Annotated in this window: 19 protein-coding genes; 8 read left to right on the top strand and 11 right to left on the bottom strand. The window is 69.9% G+C overall.

Annotation, left to right across the window (positions count from 1 at the left end; translation table 11 throughout):
- Positions 1 to 2 precede the first annotated feature (2 nt).
- From G398_RS16005 to G398_RS0103650, 3 genes are all read right to left on the bottom strand, one after another.
- Complete coding sequence (locus tag G398_RS16005; protein WP_026852587.1) at positions 3 to 932, bottom strand: 4Fe-4S dicluster domain-containing protein; 930 nt, start codon at positions 930 to 932, stop codon at positions 3 to 5.
- Entirely contained in the window at positions 929 to 1,495 is a 567-nt protein-coding gene (locus G398_RS16000; RefSeq protein WP_052571342.1) for a cytochrome c3 family protein, read from the bottom strand. The genes G398_RS16005 and G398_RS16000 overlap by 4 nt, the downstream gene beginning before the upstream one ends.
- A gap of 77 nt (positions 1,496 to 1,572) precedes the next feature.
- Entirely contained in the window at positions 1,573 to 3,366 is a 1,794-nt protein-coding gene (locus G398_RS0103650) for a hypothetical protein (RefSeq protein WP_026852586.1), read from the bottom strand.
- Between the two features lie 286 nt (positions 3,367 to 3,652).
- On the opposite strand from G398_RS0103650, the gene G398_RS19235 reads away from it, so the two are divergent.
- Positions 3,653 to 4,180 carry a phosphoglycerate mutase family protein gene (locus G398_RS19235; RefSeq protein ID WP_052571340.1) on the top strand — a complete coding sequence of 176 codons (528 nt, stop codon included), beginning with the start codon at positions 3,653 to 3,655 and terminating at the stop codon, positions 4,178 to 4,180.
- Here G398_RS19235 and G398_RS0103640 read toward each other — a convergent pair.
- The 7 genes from G398_RS0103640 to G398_RS0103615 form a co-directional block, all read right to left on the bottom strand.
- On the bottom strand, positions 4,151 to 5,758 hold the full coding sequence (locus tag G398_RS0103640) for an NAD(P)-binding protein (RefSeq protein ID WP_026852585.1): 1,608 nt from the start codon (positions 5,756 to 5,758) through the stop codon (positions 4,151 to 4,153). The genes G398_RS19235 and G398_RS0103640 overlap by 30 nt on opposite strands.
- A 10-nt stretch (positions 5,759 to 5,768) precedes the next feature.
- Positions 5,769 to 7,301, bottom strand: coding sequence for a polyamine aminopropyltransferase (locus G398_RS0103635; RefSeq protein WP_052571338.1), 1,533 nt, complete (start codon positions 7,299 to 7,301; stop codon positions 5,769 to 5,771).
- A 62-nt stretch (positions 7,302 to 7,363) separates the two neighbouring features.
- Positions 7,364 to 8,332 (bottom strand): DUF4268 domain-containing protein, encoded by a 969-nt coding sequence (locus tag G398_RS20140; RefSeq protein WP_084511947.1) that lies wholly within the window; start codon positions 8,330 to 8,332, stop codon positions 7,364 to 7,366.
- Between the two features lie 71 nt (positions 8,333 to 8,403).
- Positions 8,404 to 8,622, bottom strand: coding sequence for a DUF350 domain-containing protein (locus G398_RS0103630; RefSeq protein WP_026852583.1), 219 nt, complete (start codon positions 8,620 to 8,622; stop codon positions 8,404 to 8,406).
- Positions 8,622 to 8,801, bottom strand: a complete 180-nt coding sequence (locus G398_RS0103625) for a hypothetical protein (RefSeq protein WP_026852582.1) — start codon at positions 8,799 to 8,801, stop codon at positions 8,622 to 8,624. The genes G398_RS0103630 and G398_RS0103625 overlap by 1 nt, the downstream gene beginning before the upstream one ends.
- Positions 8,801 to 10,825, bottom strand: a complete 2,025-nt coding sequence (locus G398_RS19230; protein WP_052571336.1) for a DUF4178 domain-containing protein — start codon at positions 10,823 to 10,825, stop codon at positions 8,801 to 8,803. Before G398_RS19230 ends, G398_RS0103625 begins: the two co-directional genes overlap by 1 nt.
- Before the next feature lie 17 nt (positions 10,826 to 10,842).
- Complete coding sequence (locus G398_RS0103615; protein WP_026852581.1) at positions 10,843 to 12,000, bottom strand: pyridoxal phosphate-dependent aminotransferase; 1,158 nt, start codon at positions 11,998 to 12,000, stop codon at positions 10,843 to 10,845.
- A 509-nt stretch (positions 12,001 to 12,509) separates the two neighbouring features.
- On the opposite strand from G398_RS0103615, the gene elbB reads away from it, so the two are divergent.
- Positions 12,510 to 13,187 carry an isoprenoid biosynthesis glyoxalase ElbB gene (elbB, locus tag G398_RS0103610; protein ID WP_026852580.1) on the top strand — a complete coding sequence of 226 codons (678 nt, stop codon included), beginning with the start codon at positions 12,510 to 12,512 and terminating at the stop codon, positions 13,185 to 13,187.
- An 8-nt stretch (positions 13,188 to 13,195) separates the two neighbouring features.
- On the opposite strand, the gene G398_RS0103605 is transcribed toward elbB, so the two are convergent.
- On the bottom strand, positions 13,196 to 13,831 hold the full coding sequence (locus tag G398_RS0103605) for a hypothetical protein (RefSeq protein WP_026852579.1): 636 nt from the start codon (positions 13,829 to 13,831) through the stop codon (positions 13,196 to 13,198).
- 202 nt (positions 13,832 to 14,033) lie between these two features.
- Here G398_RS0103605 and G398_RS0103595 point away from each other — a divergent pair, with 202 nt between their 5' ends.
- From G398_RS0103595 to G398_RS15975, 6 genes are all read left to right on the top strand, one after another.
- Positions 14,034 to 14,687: a DUF2520 domain-containing protein gene (locus G398_RS0103595; RefSeq protein ID WP_157492269.1), complete on the top strand. Its 654-nt coding sequence runs from the start codon at positions 14,034 to 14,036 to the stop codon at positions 14,685 to 14,687.
- 23 nt (positions 14,688 to 14,710) lie between these two features.
- On the top strand, positions 14,711 to 15,559 hold the full coding sequence (locus G398_RS0103590; RefSeq protein WP_026852577.1) for an EamA family transporter: 849 nt from the start codon (positions 14,711 to 14,713) through the stop codon (positions 15,557 to 15,559).
- Entirely contained in the window at positions 15,556 to 16,152 is a 597-nt protein-coding gene (miaE, locus tag G398_RS0103585; RefSeq protein WP_026852576.1) for a tRNA isopentenyl-2-thiomethyl-A-37 hydroxylase MiaE, read from the top strand. The genes G398_RS0103590 and miaE overlap by 4 nt, the downstream gene beginning before the upstream one ends.
- Before the next feature lie 84 nt (positions 16,153 to 16,236).
- A complete protein-coding gene (locus tag G398_RS19225; RefSeq protein ID WP_026852575.1) occupies positions 16,237 to 16,938 on the top strand; it encodes a TetR/AcrR family transcriptional regulator in 702 nt (233 codons plus the stop codon).
- 19 nt (positions 16,939 to 16,957) lie between these two features.
- Entirely contained in the window at positions 16,958 to 18,757 is a 1,800-nt protein-coding gene (locus G398_RS15980) for a M61 family metallopeptidase (RefSeq protein ID WP_052571333.1), read from the top strand.
- Positions 18,754 to 19,425 carry a glycosyltransferase family 2 protein gene (locus G398_RS15975; protein WP_052571330.1) on the top strand — a complete coding sequence of 224 codons (672 nt, stop codon included), beginning with the start codon at positions 18,754 to 18,756 and terminating at the stop codon, positions 19,423 to 19,425. Before G398_RS15980 ends, G398_RS15975 begins: the two co-directional genes overlap by 4 nt.
- Positions 19,426 to 19,484: the final 59 nt, after the last annotated feature.

The raw sequence follows: 19,484 nt of genomic DNA, 5'->3' as shown, positions 1-19,484 counted from the left end.
CCTCACACCCCGTAGAAGTAGAAGAAGTTGGGTTGGGTGTTCAGGTCTTCCTTGAACTTGAAGACGCGCTTGTTCTCGAGGACGTAGCGGATCTCGCTGTCCTTGTCGAGGAGGTTGCCGAACTTGCGGGAGCCCGTGGGGCAGATCTCCGCGCAGGCCGGGTACTGGCCGTTGCGGGTGCGCTGGATGCAGAAGGTGCACTTCTCCACCACGCCCTTGGGCCGGGGGCGGTTCCCCAGGTAGTGGGTGTTGGGGTTCAGCTGGTCCGCGGGGAGGTGGGGCTCGCCCCAGTTGAAGTGCCGCGCGCCGTAGGGGCAGGCGGCCATGCAGTAGCGGCAGCCGATGCACCAGTTGTAGTCCACCACCACGATGCCGTCCTTGTCACGCCAGGTGGCGCCCACGGGGCAGACCTTGGTGCAGGGTGGCTTCTTGCACTGTTGGCACTGCACCGGCATGTAGAAGTGGCCCTCCTGGGGCACCTCTTCAGGGTTGTAGTAGGCGTCGGCATGCTGGACATTGACGCCCTCCTCCTTGTCCATCTGGAGGACGCGGATCCACTGGATCTCGGGGTCTCGCGACTGGTTGTTCTCCTTCACGCAGGCGTGGACGCAGCGGCGGCAGCCGATGCAGCGGCTGAGGTCCAGGGCATAGCCGAAGATCACGCCCGGGATGGGCTGGGTGTTGGCGACCTTCACCTCCTTGCCGAACTTCGCCTTGTATTCCTTCTCCAGGCGGGCGATGACGTCGAGCACCTCCTGCTTGGACAGCTCCTTGAAGTTGCGCTGGAGGAACTCCTCCTTGCTCAGGGTGCCGCAGCCGGTGAGGGCGGTGGCCATGGCGGCGGTGGCCGCGCCGAGGAACTCCCGCCGGGTGCCGCAGCCGGAGCCGCCGCAGCTTTCAGGCGGATTCGAGAGCTTCTGGTCCGTCGTCATCGGGCACCCCCTTTCCGGGCCTGGATCTGTTCGGGTCGGGCGGGCGGGGCCATGGGCTTCAGGGCCTTGAACCGCGGGGAGTGGGGGTTGTGGCAGTTCACGCAGAGGAGGTACTGCTTGGCGCCGTTCCAGTTGCCGGTGCGCTTGCCATGGACGCCCACGCGCCAGTCGCGGTACTTGTCGCCGTGGCACTGGCCGCAGAGCTGGTAGGAGGCCGTGAAGGGGATCTTCTCGCCGCTGGCCAAGTGGAGGCTGTCGCGGTTGTTGGTGTCGTGGCAATCCAGGCACCAGCGGCTGGCGGGGCCGTGCTCCAGGACGATGTCGCCATGCATGCCGGTGAGCTCCCGCCGCCGGGGATCGGGCTTCTGGCTCTTGCCGTCGTGGCAGGAGGTGCAGGGGAAGATGCCTTCGCTGAAGGGAGGCTTGGGCACCTGGATGCCCTCCTGGATGGCGGGCTCTTCCGCCTTGGCGGAGGGCGGCTTGGCGGGCGGATCCGCGAAGGCCGAGGATCCCAGGAGGATCAGCAGGCCGGCCGCCAGCGTGGACAGGGTGGGGAGGCGCATGGAGGATCCCTTTCGTGCAACGGGGCCGCAGGGCGGCGGTGGAACCGGGTGGGGAGGAACGGAGGGGCGGAGGTTCTTCATGGGGCCTCCTCCTCGTCCGCCTCCCGGAGGGCGGCGTTCCGCAGGAGGCGCGGAGCGAGAATGAGGGTCGCCCCGAAGCCCATAAAGGCCAGGAAGAGGGTGAGGGGGCGCCCCACGGCCAGATCCTCGAACAGGACTTTCAGGGTGGTGACGGCCAGGAGGGGATAGACCACCCAGCGCAGCTCCAGTACGGGCAGGCGCCGGCCCAGCCAGGCCAGGGCGATGGTCAGCGTGGACAGGACCAGGGTGCGGGCCAGGGCGAGGCCGCCGGCGTCGTGGGTCCGGCCGCCGCAGCAGGCCCAGATTGCCACGGCCCCGAGGCCCACGGCGGCGAGGGCGCCCAGCAGGAGGATGGCCGGCCGCATGAGGATCGTGACGGGATCCGGAGGGCGCCTAGCCAGGAAGAGCCCCAGGGCGGCGACCAGCGCCGCAAGACTCAGGAGCGCCGCGGCCGTGGGCGCCGCCACGGGGCCGGCAGGATCCATGAAGGCGCGGAAGGCCCAGGCGCCCAGCCCCGAAGCCAGGGCCGAGGCCGCCAGGAAGAGGCCGCTCTGGAGGACCAGGACCTTACGCCGCAGGCGCAGCGCTGCGGCCATGGCCGCCAGGCCCAGGACCCCGCAGAGGCCCGCGAAGAAGGGCATGGGCAGGACGAAGGGGCCGCCCAGCAGGAGGAAGATCTGGGCCAGGAAGGTGAAGAAGTTGAAGTTCGCGCGGGTCTCCTCCTGGTCGTCCACGAAAGGCAGGGCCGCGGCGTAGCAACCCACACCGGCAAGGGAGACCCCGGCGCCCAGCAGGGCCGTGCCCGAGCCCGAGGCCAGGGAGACCCGGACGGCGCCCCCGAAGCCCACGAGGAGGACCAGGGCCGTCTGGATGAACTCGAAGGCGTTCACCACCCGGCGCCGCTGGAGCATCCGCACGGCGAAGCTGCCGAGGTAGATGGCCGCCAGGGCCAGGGCCAGGAACATGGCCCGCCCCCGGGACAGCTCCCGGTAGACGCCCTCGGCGGCGCCGGGCCAGGCCGCGAGGAGGGTGAGGACCAGCACGCCGGTGTCCGCCGCCAGGGCCGTGGGCCAGCGCAGCCCATGCCAGCGCCGTCCGTAGGTGAGCCACAGGGCCCCCGCGCCCAGGGCCAGGAAGGCCGCGGCGAAGGGCTCGATGGACCGGCGGGCCATCATCACGATGAAGCCGGAACCCAGGGCCGCCAGGGTGGCCATCCAGAGGACGGCGTGGAGGTCCCGGCGCCATGCCACGGCGGCGTGCAGGACCGCGACCGCGACCAGGGCGAGGGCCGCCAGGCCCGGGGCCAGGATGCCGAAGCGGGTGGAGGATTCCACGATCAGCGGGTAGGCGATGAGGATGGAGGCCGCGGTGCGGAAGGCGGCATCGAGGGGGCGGCGGGCCCGCTGGCCCAGCAGGGCCCAGCTGGCCGCGTAGGCGAGCCCCAGGGCCACGCCCGCGCCGCGGGGCAGGGTGCCGGCGTCCACCAAAGTCCGGATGAGGTAGGCGCCGCCGAGGATGAGGCAGACCCGGCCCACGAGGCCCAGGATGCGGGTGGGGCTCGGCAGGGTGGGGTCCGGCAGGAGCGCGTCCGCCGCAGGTCCGGATCCCGGGGCCGGCGCTGCGAAGCCCGGTCCAGGGGCCGGTGCGGTCCGGAGGGCCGCTTCCAGGGTTCCCACCCGGGCCTCCAGGCTCCGGACCGCCTCCGCCAGGGCGGCGAGACGATCCTCCTGCTCCGCCGGCGGAGCTTCGCCGGACGGAGTCTTCAGGGATGGGACCTGGACAGTGGACATCGACCTTCCTCCGGGGAGGTGGGACCGAATCTGGAAAGGGTTTGGTTGACCCCATGCTCACTCCGCACCGGGGGACGTCAAGCCCGATGAAGCCATTCCAAATGATTCATAAAGAAAACAATGAATAGTGTTATCACATGCACAAAGAGGTCCGGCGGCGCCGCTGGCGGAAGCCGTGGGAAGAAACAGATCGCCACAGGTGTCCCGACCTTCCACCGCCCTGGGAGATCATGTGTCCTCCATCACAGGGGAGCCGGACCTCCGTTAACCTGGAGGTGGAGCTCCCATGACCCTGGCCCGAACCACCTTCCTCGTCTGGCTGGCCCTTTCCGCCCTGGGATTGGCGGCCCAGGACACCACGGTGGTCCTGCTGCGGCACGCGGAGCGTCAGTCCATCTTCGACGGGGACTCGCCCCTGGCCGAGGCCGGCCGGCGCCGGGCCGAGGCCCTGGCACCGCTGCTGGCGGGCTACCGCCCGGCGGCCCTCTACGCCTCGGACCTGAAGCGCACCCAGCAGACCCTGGCCCCCACGGCCGCCCGTCTGGGCCTGTCGCCGGTCCTGAGACCCAAGGACGGCAGCGCGGCCCTGGCCGCGGAGATCCTCCGTGAGCGCCGCGGCCAGACCGTGATCGTCTGCTGGCACCACGACCTCATGAAGAAGCTCGTCCGCGCCCTGGGCGTGAAGGGGCCCGTGTCCTACTGGTCCCTGGACACCTATGACTGGATCTGGATCGTGACCATCCCCGCCCAGGGGGAGGCCCGGCTCGTGGAGAAGAAGCAGGAACTAGCGCCAGCTCTGGCCGCGGCGTCCTGAGGCCGCCAGCGCTTCCTCCGCCGCCCGCAGGCCGTGGTCCTGGGCCTCCTCGAAGAGGGCCAGGCCGCTCAGTTCCGTGTGGGCGAAGTGGATGTTCCCGAAGGGTCGCGCCAGGGCGAGGACGTCCGGATTCCACAGCAGGCCGGGCTCGGGGCGCACCATGGCGTGACCCCAGCGCATGACGTCCAGACGCGCCACCAGGCCCTCGAGGTCGGGATGGGCCGGGCGCAGGTCCTCCATCACCAGGCGGGCGCAGGCGGGCCAGTCCAGGGCGCGGAGCCGGGCGCGCTCCCCGTCGCAGTCGGTCCCGGAGAAGGGCCGGTACCAGGTGAGCACGGTCGGGCCGTGATCCTTCAGGCTCTGGTGCGTGGCCACCACATAGCCCAGGGCCTCGCTGTCCCGCAGCACGTTGTCCCAGGCCAGGGGGAAGGTGGGCTCCTTGGGCCGCCCTCGCAGGGTGAGGTTGGCCACCATCCAGGGGGCGTTGCGGATGCGGGTCGAGGCCGGCCGGGCGGCGGCGAAGCCTTCGATCACATGGCGGGCCACGTGCTGCGGCCCGGCGAAGATCACGTGCTTCGCCTTCCAGCCCACGCGGCGCTGGTTCAGGTGGTCCCAGGCGGTGACGAGGATGCCGTCCTTCTCCTCGCGGATGGCGGTGGCCATGACGCCGCACCGGAGCCGCTCGCCGAGGGCCCGGCGCAGGTGGTTGACCAGGAAGCCGTTCCCTTCGGGCCAGGTGAGCAGGGGGCGCGAGTCCTCACCCGGCCCCTGCTTCCGTGCCGCGAAGTAGAAGAGGCCCGCCCAGGCGCTGGTGGTCTCCAGGCGGGCGCCGTAGTCGTCCCGGCAGGCGTAGTCCAGCAGCCAGCGCAGGCGGGGCGAGGTGAGGCCGCGCTGATCGAGCCAAGCGGCGAAGGAGAGGCCGTCCAGGGCCGTGGCCTCCGGCGCGTCCGAGCATCGCGAACGCGGGATGCTGAAGGCGGGGCGGCCCTTCGCGTCGCGGAAGGCCGCCCAGTGGTCCACCTCCCGGAAGAAGGCGTGGTACTGGCGCTCGTCCTCGGTGCTGGCCCCGGCCCGGAGGTAGAGGCCCTCCCACCACTGGCCGTAGGCCCAGATCCGCTCCTCCGGGGCCCGCACGGTGGCCTCCTCCGCGAAGACGGGCTCGCCCTTCGCGTCGAAGCCCTCCAGCATGCCGCACTCGTCCAGCAGGTGCAGCACCGCGTGGTTGCCGCGGTCGGGCACCGGCAGGTAATGGGCGGCCCAGGGGAAGGCGCCCACGTGGTTGCGGCCCGAGCGGGAGGTGCCGCCGGGCTCGACCTCCAGCTCCAGCACGCGGAAGTCGTCCACCCCGCCGCCGGCCAGGCGCCAGCCGGCGCTGAGGCCTGCCACGCCGCCGCCCACCACCAGCACGGAGATGGGCTCGAAGCGCTCCGGATCCGGAAAGGCGCCGCCGCGCAGCCAGTGGCCCAGGGCGAGGTCGGGCCCCACCAGCTCGCCCTGGAAGGGGAACTCCGGCTTCCGCCGGCAGGCGAGGGAAGCCGCGGACAAGGCCCCCGCGGCGAGGAAGTCTCGGCGTTTCACGGCTGTGGCCTCACGACCACCGCCGCCACTCGCGGGTGTAGAGGTGGACCAGCACCTGGTTGTCGAGGCGGTTCACTTCGGTGGGCACGCGGTCCATGTCCTTCGGGAAGGCGAACATGGCGGCCGTGGCCTCGTCGGACAGGTGGCGCAGGCCCGGCAGCACCTGCGTGGGGATGGCGAAGTCGCGCTTGGAGGCCAGGGCGAAGCCCCACACGCCGAAGGAGGGGACGGCCAGGTGGTAGGGCTTCACCTTCAGGCCCGCGGCCTCCATGGTGGCGGCGATGCACCAGAAGGACTGCCGGGCCATGAGGGGCGAAGTGCTCTGCACGGCGATCATGGCGTCGTCCGTGAGGCGGCGCTGGAGCAACCGGTAGAAGCGCGAGGTGTAGAGCTTCCCCAGGGCGTAGGTGTTGGGATCGGGGAAGTCCACCAGGGCCAGGTCGAAGGGCGGGCCCGAGGTCTCCTGGAGCCAGACCATGGCGTCGGCGTTCACCACCTTCACCCGGGGGTCCTCCAGGGAGGCCCCGTTGAGTTGGCGCACCATGGGTTGGAACCGCGCCATGTCCGTCATGGCGGGGTCTAGGTCCACCAGCACGATCTCCTGGACCGAGGGATGCTTCAGCACCTCGCGCACGGCCAGCCCGTCGCCGCCGCCACAGATGAGCACCCGCTTCGCATCCGGCTTCACGGCGAAGGCGGGATGCACCAGGGCCTCGTGGTAGCGGTACTCGTCGGCGCTGGAGAACTGGAGGTTCCCGTTGAGGAAGAGCTGGAAGCTGCCCCGGCCCCGCGTGAGGACGATGCGCTGGTAGGGGCTGTCCTTCGCGTAGACGATCTCGTCCGCGAAGACCTCCTCTTCCAGCGCCAGCGTGAACTTCCCGGCGAAGGCGAGGCCCAAGGCCAGGATGGCCATCACGGCCAGGCAGCGGAGGCGGATCATCCGCGTGGGCCCCAGCTGGGACTGGAGCAGGCGGGTGGACCAGAGGCCCACGGCGGCGTTCAGCAGGCCGAAGAGGAGGCTGGTGCGCACCAGGCCCAGCTTGGGCATGAAGAGCAGGGGGAAGAGGATGCTCGCGAAGAGGGCGCCCATGTAGTCGAGGGTGAGCACGCCCGCGATGAGGTCCTTGAAGCGCACCTGGTCCTTGAGGATGCGCATGAGGATGGGGATCTCCAGCCCCACCAGCGTGCCCACCACCGCCACCACGCCGTAGAGCACCACACGGAAGGCGTGGGTGTGGGCGAAGGCCTGGAAGAGGATGGGCGCCGAGAACCCGCCCACCAGCGCCACCGCCAGCTCCAGGTCCACGAAGCGCCGGGCCAGGCCCCGCTGGAGGAACTTCGAGAGGTACGAGCCCAGCCCCATGGCGCTGAGGTAGACCCCGATCACCGTGGAGAATTGCATGACGGAGTCGCCCAGCAGGTAGCTCGACAGCGTCCCCGCCACCAGCTCGTAGATCAGCCCGCAAGAGGCGATGAGCAACACGCTGATGAACAGCAGCGGCGCCTTGAGCGTCGATGGGGTTTGCTCTGGAGGTTCAGGCATGGTCGAGGTCAAAGAAGAAAGGATTCACCACCAAGACACCAAGGCACCAAGAAAGCTGGAGGTTAGGAATCGGATTCTGGTGCACTGAGCTTTTTGACACGATCTTGAAATGCGAGGAACACCTTGGGCGTCCACTCGGCGAACCAATCACAGACTTTCTTCCGATTGGCTGAATCATCCGGATCGATCTTTTCTTCCAATAACACTTTGGATGACGCCTTCTCTGGCATCGCCCGCCATTGCAATGACCGACCAACTTCTTCCTCAATTTCCTTGGCCTGTGCATGAAGCTGCTCGAAGGCGGTCTCCTTCCAGCCGTCAGGCTGGATCACCATTTCAGCGACAATGCTTTGGTTTTTTGGTGTTAATAGCATGTTCACATGAAAACCAGAGCGTCCAATGGCGATCGATGACCAGTGCCCAGGCCCCGGCTTTTGAAGCCGAAAGGGGAGTTTTTCAGCTTTCATCTTGTGGTGAATGTCTTGCCAAAAGGCGATGCGCCATTCTCGACGTTCCTTGTCTCCCGGAGAAAGATCTGCATTAGCCTGCTTCACGGTGATGTTGGGGCGGCATACCAGATCAAGTTGAGGTGCGGCAGCGCTGGCTCCGATGGTGTAGGCCTTCAATTCGGCTAGGTAGAGTGCAACCGTGTCGGGGGTGTTCTCATTCAGCCAATCAATGACTTGGCGATGATCGTCTGCAACCTCTTCTGCGATCCATATGCCCGTCATTGCCTTGTGGGCCGCAGCGTACGTGAGGAGTTTGGCTAAGTGGTCATGATTGGTTCGCCCGAACTGGTTTTCAATGACGACCACATGTTTTTCATCCCCCACGCGGTTTGCCACGACATCACATGAAAAGTTGGCTCCTCTGGCCTCACGACGGGGGTTTTCGATCTCCACCTCTAGGTCTTCGGCGAGAAGATCGATGCCGTCTTGAGTGATGAGCCAATCCGAAAAATCAGTTTCTTTTGGCCACACCGTTCGCATGTTTTGAACAGATGACCGCTTGGCAATAGGCAGTTTGGTCATGGCTATCCCTCAAGGAAGCATGCAGTTCTTGGCGCCTTGGTGTCTTGGTGGTGAATCTTTAGCACCCAGAATCACCCATGGATCGCGGCGGCGATGATGAGGCTGATGCCCAGGATGAGGCTGCCGAGGACGATGCCCAGGGCGATGTTCTGGTCGTCCTCCATCTCCTTGCGGAGGGAGAAGGGCAGGATCTTCACCAGGATGAGCCACACCACACCGAGGATGACGAGCCCCAGGATGGAGAAGACGGTGGCGACGAGGAGCTGGTGGAGCAGCTGGTTCGCGATCATCACTTACCCCCGTGAAAGCCGTTGTTGTGAAGGAAGGTGCGGTAGGCCCCGGGCGTTTGGCGCACGCTGGGGGGCAGGTCCGCACGGCGGCGGGCGCCGAAGAACTCCCGGCCGAAGAAGCCGTTGGCCACCATGAGGCTGAAGCCACCGCCGAGGAAGATCAGGTAGAGGATCCGCATCAGTCATCGCCTCCCGAGGCGCCCGCGTTCGGCGCGTACATGCTCTCCTGCCAGCGCCGGCTCTCGAACGCCACCATGCGGAGTACCATGAGCAGGGGCACGAGCAGGATGGCCAGCAGGGCGAGCCCAGGGTAGAGCCAGCGCATGACGCCCTGCCGCAGCCGCACGTCGATGGCCCTGACGGGCGGAACCTTCCCGTCCCACTGGGGCGCAAGGCGCAGCACGTAGCTGCCCGGCGGCACGGCGCTCAGGAACACCGTGTCCGTGCGGCCGCCCTCGGACCAGGATTCGCCGCCATCCACGCCGTGGTACCAGCTCGACTCCACCAGGAAGAGCTCCGCCACGCCAGTGGTCTCGCTCACCAGGGCTCCCTCCAGGCCCACCCAGCTGTTGTTCACCGGGGCGCTGAGGGTGACCGCGAGGTTCTGGTGGCCATCCTTGATCTCGATGGGTTCCGAAAAGAAGACCGGCTCCTGGGGCTCCGCCGGAGCCGCGGGAACCACCGGGGCCTGGGGCCTGCGCGCGGGGATGCCCGGACGGGCGGCCCCGGGGGCTTCCGCCTGGATGCGGGCCAGGTCGTACAGGTCCAGCTGCCGGTGGAACAGCTCTGTGCCGCGGTGCGTGATGGATTCCGCCATCACGAGCAGCAGCAGCAGGCCGAGGGCCCCCACCAGCCAGAGGGCGGACTTCGCCAGGGCGGCCTTGTGGGGGTTGGGCTGGAAGGAGGCGACGCCGACGGGTTCCAGGGGGGCGCCCTGCAGCTTGAAGGCGGACCAGACCTCGCCGGGCTCCAGGTAGGTGGAGAGGCTCCAGTTCACCTCGCCGCCTCCGCCCTTGTGGGCCTGGCGCTCGCGGGTGAGGCTGCGGGGCGGGGCCACGAACTCGGCCACCTCCACCCGCTCGCCCTGCTCCACCTGCCAGTAGAACTCCCCCCACACGCCCTCGACCACCGCCTCCACATCCTGGAAGCGGCGCCAGTTCTGGCCCTGAGCCCAGAGGTTCTTCTGGCCGTCGCGGACCTGGGGGACCTCCCCTGGCGCCACGGCCACGGCCAGGCTCCAGTGCCCGTCGCTCTGCACCAGCCACTGGAAGCCATGCCGGCTGTCCAGGAGCAGGTACTCGTTCCAGGGGTAGGCCGTGCCTTCGATGGTGCAGCTCCGCCGCAGCTGGCCGATGCAGATGACGGACTCCCCGCGCAGCGTGCCTTCGGCGCCCAGGGGGATCACGATGTCTTGTCGCGGCTGCTTCAGGCTCTTGAGGAAGGCGAGCTTGCCTCCCTCGGTGGAGAGCAGGCTGCCGCAGCTGGGACAGCCCACGCGCTGGGTCTGGTCCGGGGCCCGCAGAGCCAGGGCGCCTCCGCACTTGGGACAGTTGAGGGCCTGGGTGCCCACCTTGGGGGGCTTCTTCGCGCCGCCCTGGATGCCCAGCTCCGTCAGGGACACCTCCCGGCCCAGGAAGAAGAGGGGCGGATCCTCGCCGTAGTCGAGGGTGGCGAAGGCGCCGTTGCGGCCCGAGAGGTCCGCGTAGCGGTAGGTGGCGCCCGGCTCCACGGCCCAGGGGATCTCGCCCTCGGCGCTGTGGAAGGCGGCCTCGCTCACCTCGTCCACGGTCCAGAGGCCGTCCGGTCCCAGGTCCGCCAGGCCGCCAGGCTGCAGGTCCGCGGGGGCCGGCAGCGTCCCACGGGGCGCCTGGGTGAAGGTGAGGTAGAAGCGGCCCTGGGCCTCCGCCAGCCAGCCCCAGCGGCCGTCATCCAGGGCCAGGTACCACTCGTCCCACACGCCGCCCAGGGGATGCTTGAGCTGCACGCGGCCCGCCAGGCTGAAGGTCCGGCCCGTGTAGCGGCCCGTGGCGCCCAGGGCCAGGGGCGAGCCCGTGTCCACCAGGTCGGCCACCTTGCCGATCAGCTCCGGATCGCGGTCGCGCCGGGCGGCCAGGGCCTTGCAGTAGGAACAGACGGCCACCATGGTCCCGGGCCGGAAGCTCAGGGGGGCACCGCAGCTGGGGCAGGAGGCGAGGGGGCTCATGGGGATGGGCGATTATGTCAGAGGATCGGAAGCATCCGGTCGAGACCCTCGCAAAAGGCCGCCTCCGGACCCAGCAGGCTCAGCACGAGGTGGCCGTCCCCGGGCAGGTCGAAGAAGGAACCCGGGTGGGTGAGGACGGCCGCCTGCTCCAGCAGCCGGAGGGCGCAGGCTTCGTCCGCGTCCACCGCGGGCCGGCGCAGGAGGACGGACCAGCCGCCCTCTACGGGCAGGCGGGTGAGGCGGGGGTGCCGCGCGAGTGCGGCGTCCAGGGCCGCGAGGTTGGCGGAGAGGCGGGCGCGCACCTGGGCGCGGATCGCGGGTGCCAGGGCCAGGAGGGTGGGAGCCGCGGCCTGGACGGGGGCCGAGACGGACAGGTACTGATCCGCCAGGAAGGCCAGGGCCTCCAGGTGTACCGCGGCACCGGCCCCGCGCGCGGCGGTCCAGCCGAGCTTGAGCTGGGGCAGGGCGGCCACCTTGCTGAGGCCCGAGAGCAGGAACACAGGGCAGGGCGGGTTGGCGTCCTCGAGGGCCGTGGCCAGACGATCCGCGGGCGGCTCCAGCGCGTAGTCCGCGAAGACCTCGTCCACCAGCAGGGCCAGGCCATGCCGGGCGCAGAGGGCCGTGAGGCCGTTCCACTCGGCCCTGGACAGGAAGTGTCCGGTGGGGTTGTTGGGGTTCACCACCACCACCGCCCGCGTGCGGGGGCCCACCGCCACCTCCAGGGCGCCCAGGTCCAGGTGCCAGCGGTCGTGGAAGTAGGAGGGCACTGGCCGGGCGCGCAGGCCCTCCAGCCGTGCCAGCCACTCGAAGAGGGGGTAGCTGGGGCTGGGCACCAGGATCTCGTCGCCGGGATCCCCCAGCAGCTTGAAGAGCAGGCCGTAGCCCTCGCTGGTGGACGCCGTGAGCAGGAGATCGTCTGCCTGGAGCCCGTGGCCGTGGTGGGCGGCGACCGCCTCCCGCGCGGCGCGGGATCCCAGGGGGTCTGGGTCGTAGGCCAGCACGCCGGGCGAAGACAGCGCCGCGCGGATTTCGGTTTCGGGATAGGCGAAGCCGCAGCGCGTGGGGTTCGATACGGTCAGGTCGAGGATCGTCCGCCCCTCCCCCCGCAGCCGCGCCAGCGCCGCCGACAGGGCGTTCGGTTCGAAACTGTGCGGAAGGCGCGACGAAAGAAGCATGGGACCAGGGTAGACGAAGCGGCTGTCTCACCGCGGAGAACGCCGAGAACGCGGAGATAAAATGGTCAGCGCTTATCGGCCGGGCTCAGCCCGGTGCTCGCAAGATGAAAGGCTCAAGCCGGAGATGACGGAGAAACGGATTCAGGGCCACGGATTTCACAGGTTCATATGGATTGAGAATGGGGCTGGGGCTGGTCTGGGGATGGCTGCTTCGCAAGCGTGGGCTCCATGGGGTGCGCCAGGGTCGCGCTCTATTTGAGGCGCGCGGCCCTGGTGTACCCCATGACCTCCGGCAGCGCCGGAGGCCGCCTTCGGCGGGCCCGCGCACGGTGGGTCGAGTCCCCCCCGCGCTCTCCGCGCGCCCAAAGGGCGTCTCTGCGTCCTCTGCGCTCATCTTTTCTGGCTCTGCCTGAGGTTCGCCGATCATCAGGAATGATTTTTACCCTGCGCTCCCCGCGGTTGGTGATTGCCTTTCAAGCGATAATCGACCCAAGAATCAGGAGGCTCCCATGGCGAAGACCCCGAAGGTCGCGGTGCTGCTGGCCGGCTGCGGCCACCTGGACGGCGCGGAAGTGCGCGAGGCGGTGCTCACGCTGCTGGCGCTGGACCAGCACGGCGCGGCCTTCCAGTGCATCGCGCCCAACGCGGACCAGCACCACGTCATCAACCACGCCACGGGCCAGCCCATGCCTGGCGCCACCCGCAACATCCTTGAGGAGTCCAGCCGCATCGCACGGGTGGGCCAGTGCCTGGACCTGGCGCAGGCGAAGGCGGGGGACTACGATGCGCTGGTGATGCCCGGCGGCTACGGCGTGGCCAAGAACCACTGCACCTTCGCCTTCAAGGGCGCCGAGGCGGACGTGCGGCCCGACGTGGCCACCTTCGTGCGGGACTTCTTCGACGCGAAGAAGCCCGTGGGCGCCATCTGCATCGCCCCGGCCCTGGTGGCCCTGGCCCTCTCGGGGAAGGCCTCCGCCGACCTCACCCTGGGCAACGACAAGGGCTGCGCCGAGGCCGTCACCAAGCTGGGCCAGCACCACAAAGACACGCCCGATTCACGCGGGATCGTCATCGACGAGGGCTGCAAGCTCGTCACCACGCCGGCCTACATGTTCGACGATGCGCGGCTGAGCGATGTGTGGACCGGCATCGAGCGCTGCGTGGCGGAGGTGCTCAAGCGCTGCTGACCCTGGGGCTACTCGGCCTCGCGCCGGGGATGCACCATCCGGCGAAGAGCCGGCGTCAGGGTCCGGCTGGCGGCCAGGACGCGGGCGTCCTCGTCCAGAGCCCTGATCCAGGGGGCCGCATGTCCGAGGGCCAGGCCGGAGTCCGGGAGGGCCAGGCTGCGGTCCAGGGCGCGCAGCACCTGGTCCGCCACGGGGCCCGCCTCGCGCCAGCGCGAGATGGCCAGGGCCTCGGCCTGGGCGGGGCGGAGGGGGGGCTGGATGAGGGCCACCAGGGCCTCCAGGCCCAGCTTGGGATTCTGGAGGAAGGCTTCGAGGATGGCCGCGCCGGGGGCCCGCCAGATCAGCGCCCAGAGGGGCCGCGGGGCGTGGAGGGCCAGGCTCCGCCGCTCGCCCGGGGTCATGGCCGCCCAGAGCTGCTGGAGCTTCTCGATGGCCTGCTGCCGCGCCTGGGGATGCGCGGCCGCATCTCCCGCCACCGCCGCCAGGGCCCGCCAGGGCAGGCGCGCCATGAGCGCCGAGCGCAGGTGGGCCGGCGCCTTGGGGTGCTGGGCGATCCAGCGGAGCAGGAGGGGCCGCTTGCGGAGCTCCGGCAGCTCCGCCGCCGCCTCCAGCCACCCCCGGGGCGGCTCCGGATGCCGCAGCATGCGCAGGAACCTCGGCCAGGGAGCCTCGGGCGGCAGGGCCCAGGAAGTGGGGGAGGGGCGCGGCATGGAGACAGTGTAAGGAGGCTGGAGTCCACTACGTCTACGACACCGTGGCGGGCCTGCTGGGGGCGCGGCATGGAGACAGTGTAAGGAGGCTGGAGTCTGAGGACTGAAGACTGAAGACTGAAGACTGATCACCGATTTGCGCCACACTATCCCCATGACGCCCGAGTTCACCATCCTGGGCCGTGGCCGTGCCGGCCGCGCGCTGGCGGCGGCCTGGGGTCCGCGGGCCGCGCTGCTGGACCACGGCGCCCGGCCGGAGGGGCTGGTGCTCCTGGCCGTGCCGGACCGGGCCCTGGAGAGGCTGGCCGCCGAATTCCCGGGGCGCTGCGTGCACCTGTCCGGCAGCCTGGACCTGCCGGGCGCGCCCTGCGCCCACCCCCTGACGAGCTTCGACGGCCGGGCCCGGGACTGGACGGGCACGCCCCTGGCCATCACGGGCGCAGTGCCGGACGGGCTCCGGCGGGCCTTCGGCGACCTGGGCTTCGTGGCCTTCGACCTCCCGGCGGAGCTGAAGCCCCTCTACCACGCGGCGGCGGTGCTCAGCTCGGGCCACGCCGCCTCGCTGTGGCTGGGGGCCGAGTCCCTGCTGCGGGCGCGGGGCGTGGCCCTGCCGGGCCGGGGCCTGCTCCCGCTGGCCGAGGCTACGCTGCGGAACGTGGCCGCCCACGGCGCCGCCGGCCGGACGGGCCCCTTCGTGCGCGGCGACGAGGCCACCATCGCCCGGGACGCGGAGGCCCTGCCGGAGCCCTGGCGCCAGATCTTCCTGAACCTCGGCCGAAGCCTCGGCTGAACCCTCGAACCACCCGGAGCGCCATGTCCCTCCTGCTCGCCGTCTCGATCCTCTGGGCCCTCTCCTTCGGGCTCACGGCCCAGGTGAGCGGGCTCGGGGCGCCCTTCGTGACCGCGGCCCGGACCCTCCTCGCGGCCCTGGTGTTCCTCCCCTTCATGGACGTGAAGGGGCTGTCCCGCCGGCAGGTGCTGGCCTTCGCCGGCATCGGCGCCCTCCAGTTCGGCCTGATGTACCTGCTCTACATCGCCTCCTTCCGCTGGCTCCAGTCCTCGGAGGTGGCGCTGTTCACCATCTTCACGCCGCTCTTCGTGACCCTGGTGAGCGATCTGATGGAAGGCCGCATGTCGTGGATGTTCCTCCTCACGGCCGCCCTGGCGGTGCTGGGGACGGGCATCTGCGTGTGGTCGGGCCTGGGGCGGAAGGGGCTCCTCCTGGGCTTTCTCTCCATGCAGGCCGCGAACCTCTGCTTCGCCCTGGGCCAGGTGCTCTACCGGCGCCTGGCGCCCGGGTCCGGCAAGCGGGACCGCGACCTCATGGGCCTGCTCTACCTGGGGGCCTCCGCGGTGGCCGTGGCCATGGCCGCGCCCTCCATTCCCTGGGCCGGGATCGCGGCCATGGGGCTTCGGCAGTGGGTGGTGCTGGTCTACCTGGGCGCCGTGGCCTCGGGCCTGGGCTTCTTCCTCTTCAACGCCGGGGCGCGCCGCGCAGACATCGGCACCCTGGCCATCTTCAACAATGTGAAGATCCCCCTGGCCATCCTGGCCTCGGGCCTGGTGTTCCGCGAAGCCGTGGACTGGCCGAGGCTGGCCGCCGGCGGGGCGGTCATCGCCTGCGCCCTGGGGCTCAATGGCCTGTCCGGAGGACGTCCATGACCGCCTTCGCGCCACCGCTGGCCCTCCGGGCCGAGACCCCCTCCGAATGGGCCGAGGCGGCCCTGGCGGACCCGGAGGCCCTGCTCTCCGATCACGCCCACTGCGAGAAGAAGGCGGCCCTCACGGCCCTGAACCTGGCCCGGCACCTGGGCGACATGGCCCGCGCCCCGGGCCTGCTGGCGCGGCTGGCGGACGAGGAGTTGGACCACTACCGCCGGGTGCTGGAGGGCCTCCAGGGCTTCGGCTGGACCCTGCTCCCTGACCGGGGCAATCCCTACGCCCAGGCCCTCCACCGCCTGGCCACCAAGGGCCTGCTGGACCAGCTGCTCATCGCGGCGGTCATCGAGGCCCGGAGCTGTGAGCGGCTCTGGCTGCTGGAGCGGGCCGCCACGGGCCACCTCACCCTGGGATCCGCCGGCTGGCTGGGCTTCCTGCTGGAGTTGGAGCGCTGCGAGGCGGGCCACGCCCAGGCCTACCGGAGCCTGGCGGAGGAGCGGTTCGGCCGCGAGGCTGCCCGGCAGCGCCTGGACTGGTGGCTGGACCGCGAGGCGGAGGTCATCCAGGCGCAGCCCTGGCGGTCCGCGGTTCACTAAAGGTTTTTGGGAATTTCTGCGCCCCCTGGGGTCTTCTGACCACTGGTAGGTCATGGCATCCTGGACTGTCCCTCGAGGCAGCCTATGTCCACTGTTCCTGACCACGGTCTCAAAGAGATGGTGCCGGTCTTCGGACCCGACGCGCTCGGGGCCCATGCCGGCGCTAGCTTCCATCAGGCGCTGGCGCGGCTCAGCGAGGGCGGCGACCTGAAGGCCCGCCTGCTGCTGTCGGCGCTCTCCCACTTCGCGGCCAAGGGCTACGACGGCGTGCAGGTGAAGGAGGTGGCCGAGGAGGCCGGGGTCTCGAAGCCCACGCTCTACTACCACTTCGGAAGCAAGGAGGGCCTCTTCCGCCAGCTCTGCCTCGTGTCGCTCTCGGCCATGGCTGTGCGCATCCAGAAGCTCGTCGAGCCCTTCCTGGCGGCCCCGGTCCGGGGGAAGGAAGCGGTGGACGAGGCCTGCGTGAAGCTGGCCCAGGCCTACCTGGACCTGCTCCTGGAGAGCCAGGAGTTCACGGGCTTCATCCTGCGGTCCATCGCCGTGCCCTCGCCGGATTCCGGCTTCCGCGACCTCATGCCCCTGGTGGAGAAGGGGCTGAGTCCGCTGGGGCTCTTCATGGACCATGTCTTCGGCACGGGCCTGGAGCAGGCCCGCAAGGAGGTGCTGCTGTTCACCTCCCTTGTGGGCGCCCTCATCGAGGAGAAGCTCCGGGACCCCCAGTACCAGATCACCGGCGAGGAAGTGCGGTGGGTGACCCGCCGCTGGCTCTACGGCCTGCAGGGCTGACCCGCCGAGGAAGGACGCCATGGCCAAGCTCGCCCCCATCCGGGCCACCCTCCGTCCGCTGGACCTGCCCCAGCATCTCTTCGAGGTGGAGCTGACGCTCCCCGCCGAGGCGGTGGCCTCCGGCGCCGTGGCGGCCATGCCCGCCTGGACCCCGGGCTCGTACCTGGTGCGGGACTACGCCCGGTTCGTGGACCGTGTGCGCGTCCTGGAGGGCCGCCGGGAGCGGCCCCTGGTGAAGCTCGACAAGCAGCGCTGGGAGGTGGCCGGCTCGAAGCGCGACCTCACGCTGCGCTACCGCGTGTACGGCAACGACCTCACGGTGCGGACCAACCATGTGGACGCCGCCCACGCCCAGATCATCCCCGCCGCCACTTTCCTCTACCTGGAGGGCCAGCTCGATCGCCCTGTGGAAGTGCGCTTCGAGGGCTTCCCGGAGGCGTGGAAGGTGGCCTCGGCCCTTCCCCGCAAGCAGGGCGCCCACCTGGCGAAGGACTTCGACACGCTCGTGGACTCGCCCTTCGAGCTGGGCAGCTACCGGACCCGCGGTTTCAAGACCGGAGGCACGGCCTTCGAACTGGTGTTCACCGGAGCGCACAACGGCGATGAAGGCCGCATGGCCGAGGCCACGCGGAAGATCGTGGAGGCCGCGGGCGCCCTCTTCGGCGGCTTCCCCTTCAAGCGGTACGTCTTCTTCTTCACCTTCACGCCCAAGCTGCGCGGCGGCCTGGAGCACCGGGACTGCACCAGCCTCATCGCCGACAGCCATGCCTTCGACAAGCCCGAGGGCTACTTCGCGCTCTACCAGCTCGTGGCCCACGAGTTCTTCCACGCCTGGAACGTGAAGCGGCTCCACGACCCGGTTCTGGGCCCCTTCGACTACAGCCGCGAGAACCCCACGAAGATGCTCTGGTTCCACGAGGGCCTCACCTCGTACATGGAGCACGTGATCGTGCTGCGGGCGGGGGTGGTGCCATGGAGCCACACCTCGAAGGAACTGGCCAAGTGCTGGACCGAGCAGGTGCAGCGCCCGGGGCGAACGGAGCAGAGCCTCGAGGAATCCAGCTGGGACGCCTGGATCCGCTTCTACAAGCAGCACGAGTTCAGCCCCAACAGCTCCGTCAGCTACTACGACAAGGGCGAGATGGTGGCCTGGCTCATGGATGCGGCCCTCCGCGAGGGCAGCGGCGGGAAGGCGGGCCTCATCGATCTCTTCGCCCTGCTCTGGGCGCGGCACGGCGAAGCCGGCCTCACGGATGCGGACGTGCGCCGGGCCTTCGAGGAACTCTCGGGGAAGCCTCCGGCGCCCTTCTGGGACGCCTACATCTCAGGCCGTGCGGAGCTGGATCCCGCGCCCCTGCGCCGGGCCTTCGGCCTGGCCATGGAGGCCAAGGCGCCCTGGGAGGCCCTGGGCGCCGGGGAAGCCCAGGATCCGGCGGCCCAGCGCCGGACCAGGTCCTGGACGGGCCTGGTGCTGGCCGCCAACGGGCCCGCCATCCAGAACGTGATCCCCGGCAGTCCCGCGGCCAAGGCGGGCCTCAGCTTCGGCATGGAGGTCCTCGCCGTGGACGGCTGGAGGACCACCACCGCCGCGGAGGTCCAGCGGGGCCTGGCGGAGCCCGGTCCCGGCGGGAAGGTCCGGGTGCTGGCGTCTGAGCGGGGCCGGGTCTTCGAGGTGGAGGTGCCCGTGGTCGAGAACCCCGACCGCTTCCACCGGCTGATGGCGGACCCCCGGGCCGGGGCCGTCCAGCGCGCCGCGTTCGCCGCATCCTATGGCCAGGCCTTTCCCGCCGCTCCCGTGAAACAGAGCCGGCGCCGGTGAAGGTCGCCGCGATCCTGGCCGCCCACAACGAGGCGGATCACATCGGGCCGGTGCTGGAGGGCCTGAGGCCCTTCGCGCTCCACCGGGTGCTGGTGGTGGACGACGGCTCCTCGGATCGGACCGGGTCCGTGGCCGCGGCCCACGGCGCGGAGGTGCTGCGCCTGGAGCCGGGGCAGGGCGGCGGCAAGGGCCAGGCGCTGCGGGCGGGCATCGCCCGGCTGCGGCCGGATGGCTTTGACTTCTACCTGTTCCTGGACGCCGACGGGCAGCACGATCCCGCCGACCTCCAGCGGTTCCTGGACCACCTGGCCGCCCACCCGGACGCGGACTTCCTCATCGGTTCGCGCTTCCTGGACCGGGCGAAGATCCCCGCCAAGCGCTGGCGCACCAATGCCCTGGGCACCTGGACCCTGGGCCGCATCGCGGGCGTCACTTGGGAGGACAGCCAGAGCGGCTTCCGCATGATCCGCAAGAAGGTGCTGGACCGGCTGGAGCTGCGCTCCACGGGCTTCGCCATCGAAATGGAGATTGCCATGAAGGCCGCGGACTGGAAGCTGCGCTGGGCGCACATCCCCATCCGGGCCATCTACCAGCCGGGGCCGCACCGGAGCCATTTCAGGGGGGTGATGGACACCTGGCTGATCGCCTGGGAATCTCTGAAGTGCTAGCTGGCTTCAACCCGGTCAGGCCTTGTCACTTGGCGCTGCCCCGCAGCGCCAAGCTCGGT

Origin of the sequence: Geothrix fermentans DSM 14018 (genome assembly GCF_000428885.1) — a bacterium.
Taxonomy (GTDB): domain Bacteria; phylum Acidobacteriota; class Holophagae; order Holophagales; family Holophagaceae; genus Geothrix; species Geothrix fermentans.
Note: the sequence above shows the minus strand (reverse complement) of the source record. Positions and strands in the feature narration are given on the sequence as shown.

Bases quoted from the DNA above. Each gene is read 5' to 3' on its own strand.
- G398_RS16005 (WP_026852587.1), bottom strand. From the start codon at position 932: ATGACGACGGACCAGAAGCTCTCGAATCCGCCTGAAAGCTGCGGCGGC.
- G398_RS16000 (WP_052571342.1), bottom strand. From the start codon at position 1,495: ATGCGCCTCCCCACCCTGTCCACGCTGGCGGCCGGCCTGCTGATCCTC.
- G398_RS0103650 (WP_026852586.1), bottom strand. From the start codon at position 3,366: ATGTCCACTGTCCAGGTCCCATCCCTGAAGACTCCGTCCGGCGAAGCT.
- G398_RS19235 (WP_052571340.1), top strand. From the start codon at position 3,653: ATGACCCTGGCCCGAACCACCTTCCTCGTCTGGCTGGCCCTTTCCGCC.
- G398_RS0103635 (WP_052571338.1), bottom strand. From the start codon at position 7,301: ATGCCTGAACCTCCAGAGCAAACCCCATCGACGCTCAAGGCGCCGCTG.
- G398_RS20140 (WP_084511947.1), bottom strand. From the start codon at position 8,332: ATGACCAAACTGCCTATTGCCAAGCGGTCATCTGTTCAAAACATGCGA.
- G398_RS0103630 (WP_026852583.1), bottom strand. From the start codon at position 8,622: ATGATCGCGAACCAGCTGCTCCACCAGCTCCTCGTCGCCACCGTCTTC.
- G398_RS0103625 (WP_026852582.1), bottom strand. From the start codon at position 8,801: ATGCGGATCCTCTACCTGATCTTCCTCGGCGGTGGCTTCAGCCTCATG.
- G398_RS19230 (WP_052571336.1), bottom strand. From the start codon at position 10,825: ATGAGCCCCCTCGCCTCCTGCCCCAGCTGCGGTGCCCCCCTGAGCTTC.
- G398_RS0103615 (WP_026852581.1), bottom strand. From the start codon at position 12,000: ATGCTTCTTTCGTCGCGCCTTCCGCACAGTTTCGAACCGAACGCCCTG.
- elbB (WP_026852580.1), top strand. From the start codon at position 12,510: ATGGCGAAGACCCCGAAGGTCGCGGTGCTGCTGGCCGGCTGCGGCCAC.
- G398_RS0103605 (WP_026852579.1), bottom strand. From the start codon at position 13,831: ATGCTGCGGCATCCGGAGCCGCCCCGGGGGTGGCTGGAGGCGGCGGCG.
- G398_RS0103590 (WP_026852577.1), top strand. From the start codon at position 14,711: ATGTCCCTCCTGCTCGCCGTCTCGATCCTCTGGGCCCTCTCCTTCGGG.
- miaE (WP_026852576.1), top strand. From the start codon at position 15,556: ATGACCGCCTTCGCGCCACCGCTGGCCCTCCGGGCCGAGACCCCCTCC.
- G398_RS19225 (WP_026852575.1), top strand. From the start codon at position 16,237: ATGTCCACTGTTCCTGACCACGGTCTCAAAGAGATGGTGCCGGTCTTC.
- G398_RS15980 (WP_052571333.1), top strand. From the start codon at position 16,958: ATGGCCAAGCTCGCCCCCATCCGGGCCACCCTCCGTCCGCTGGACCTG.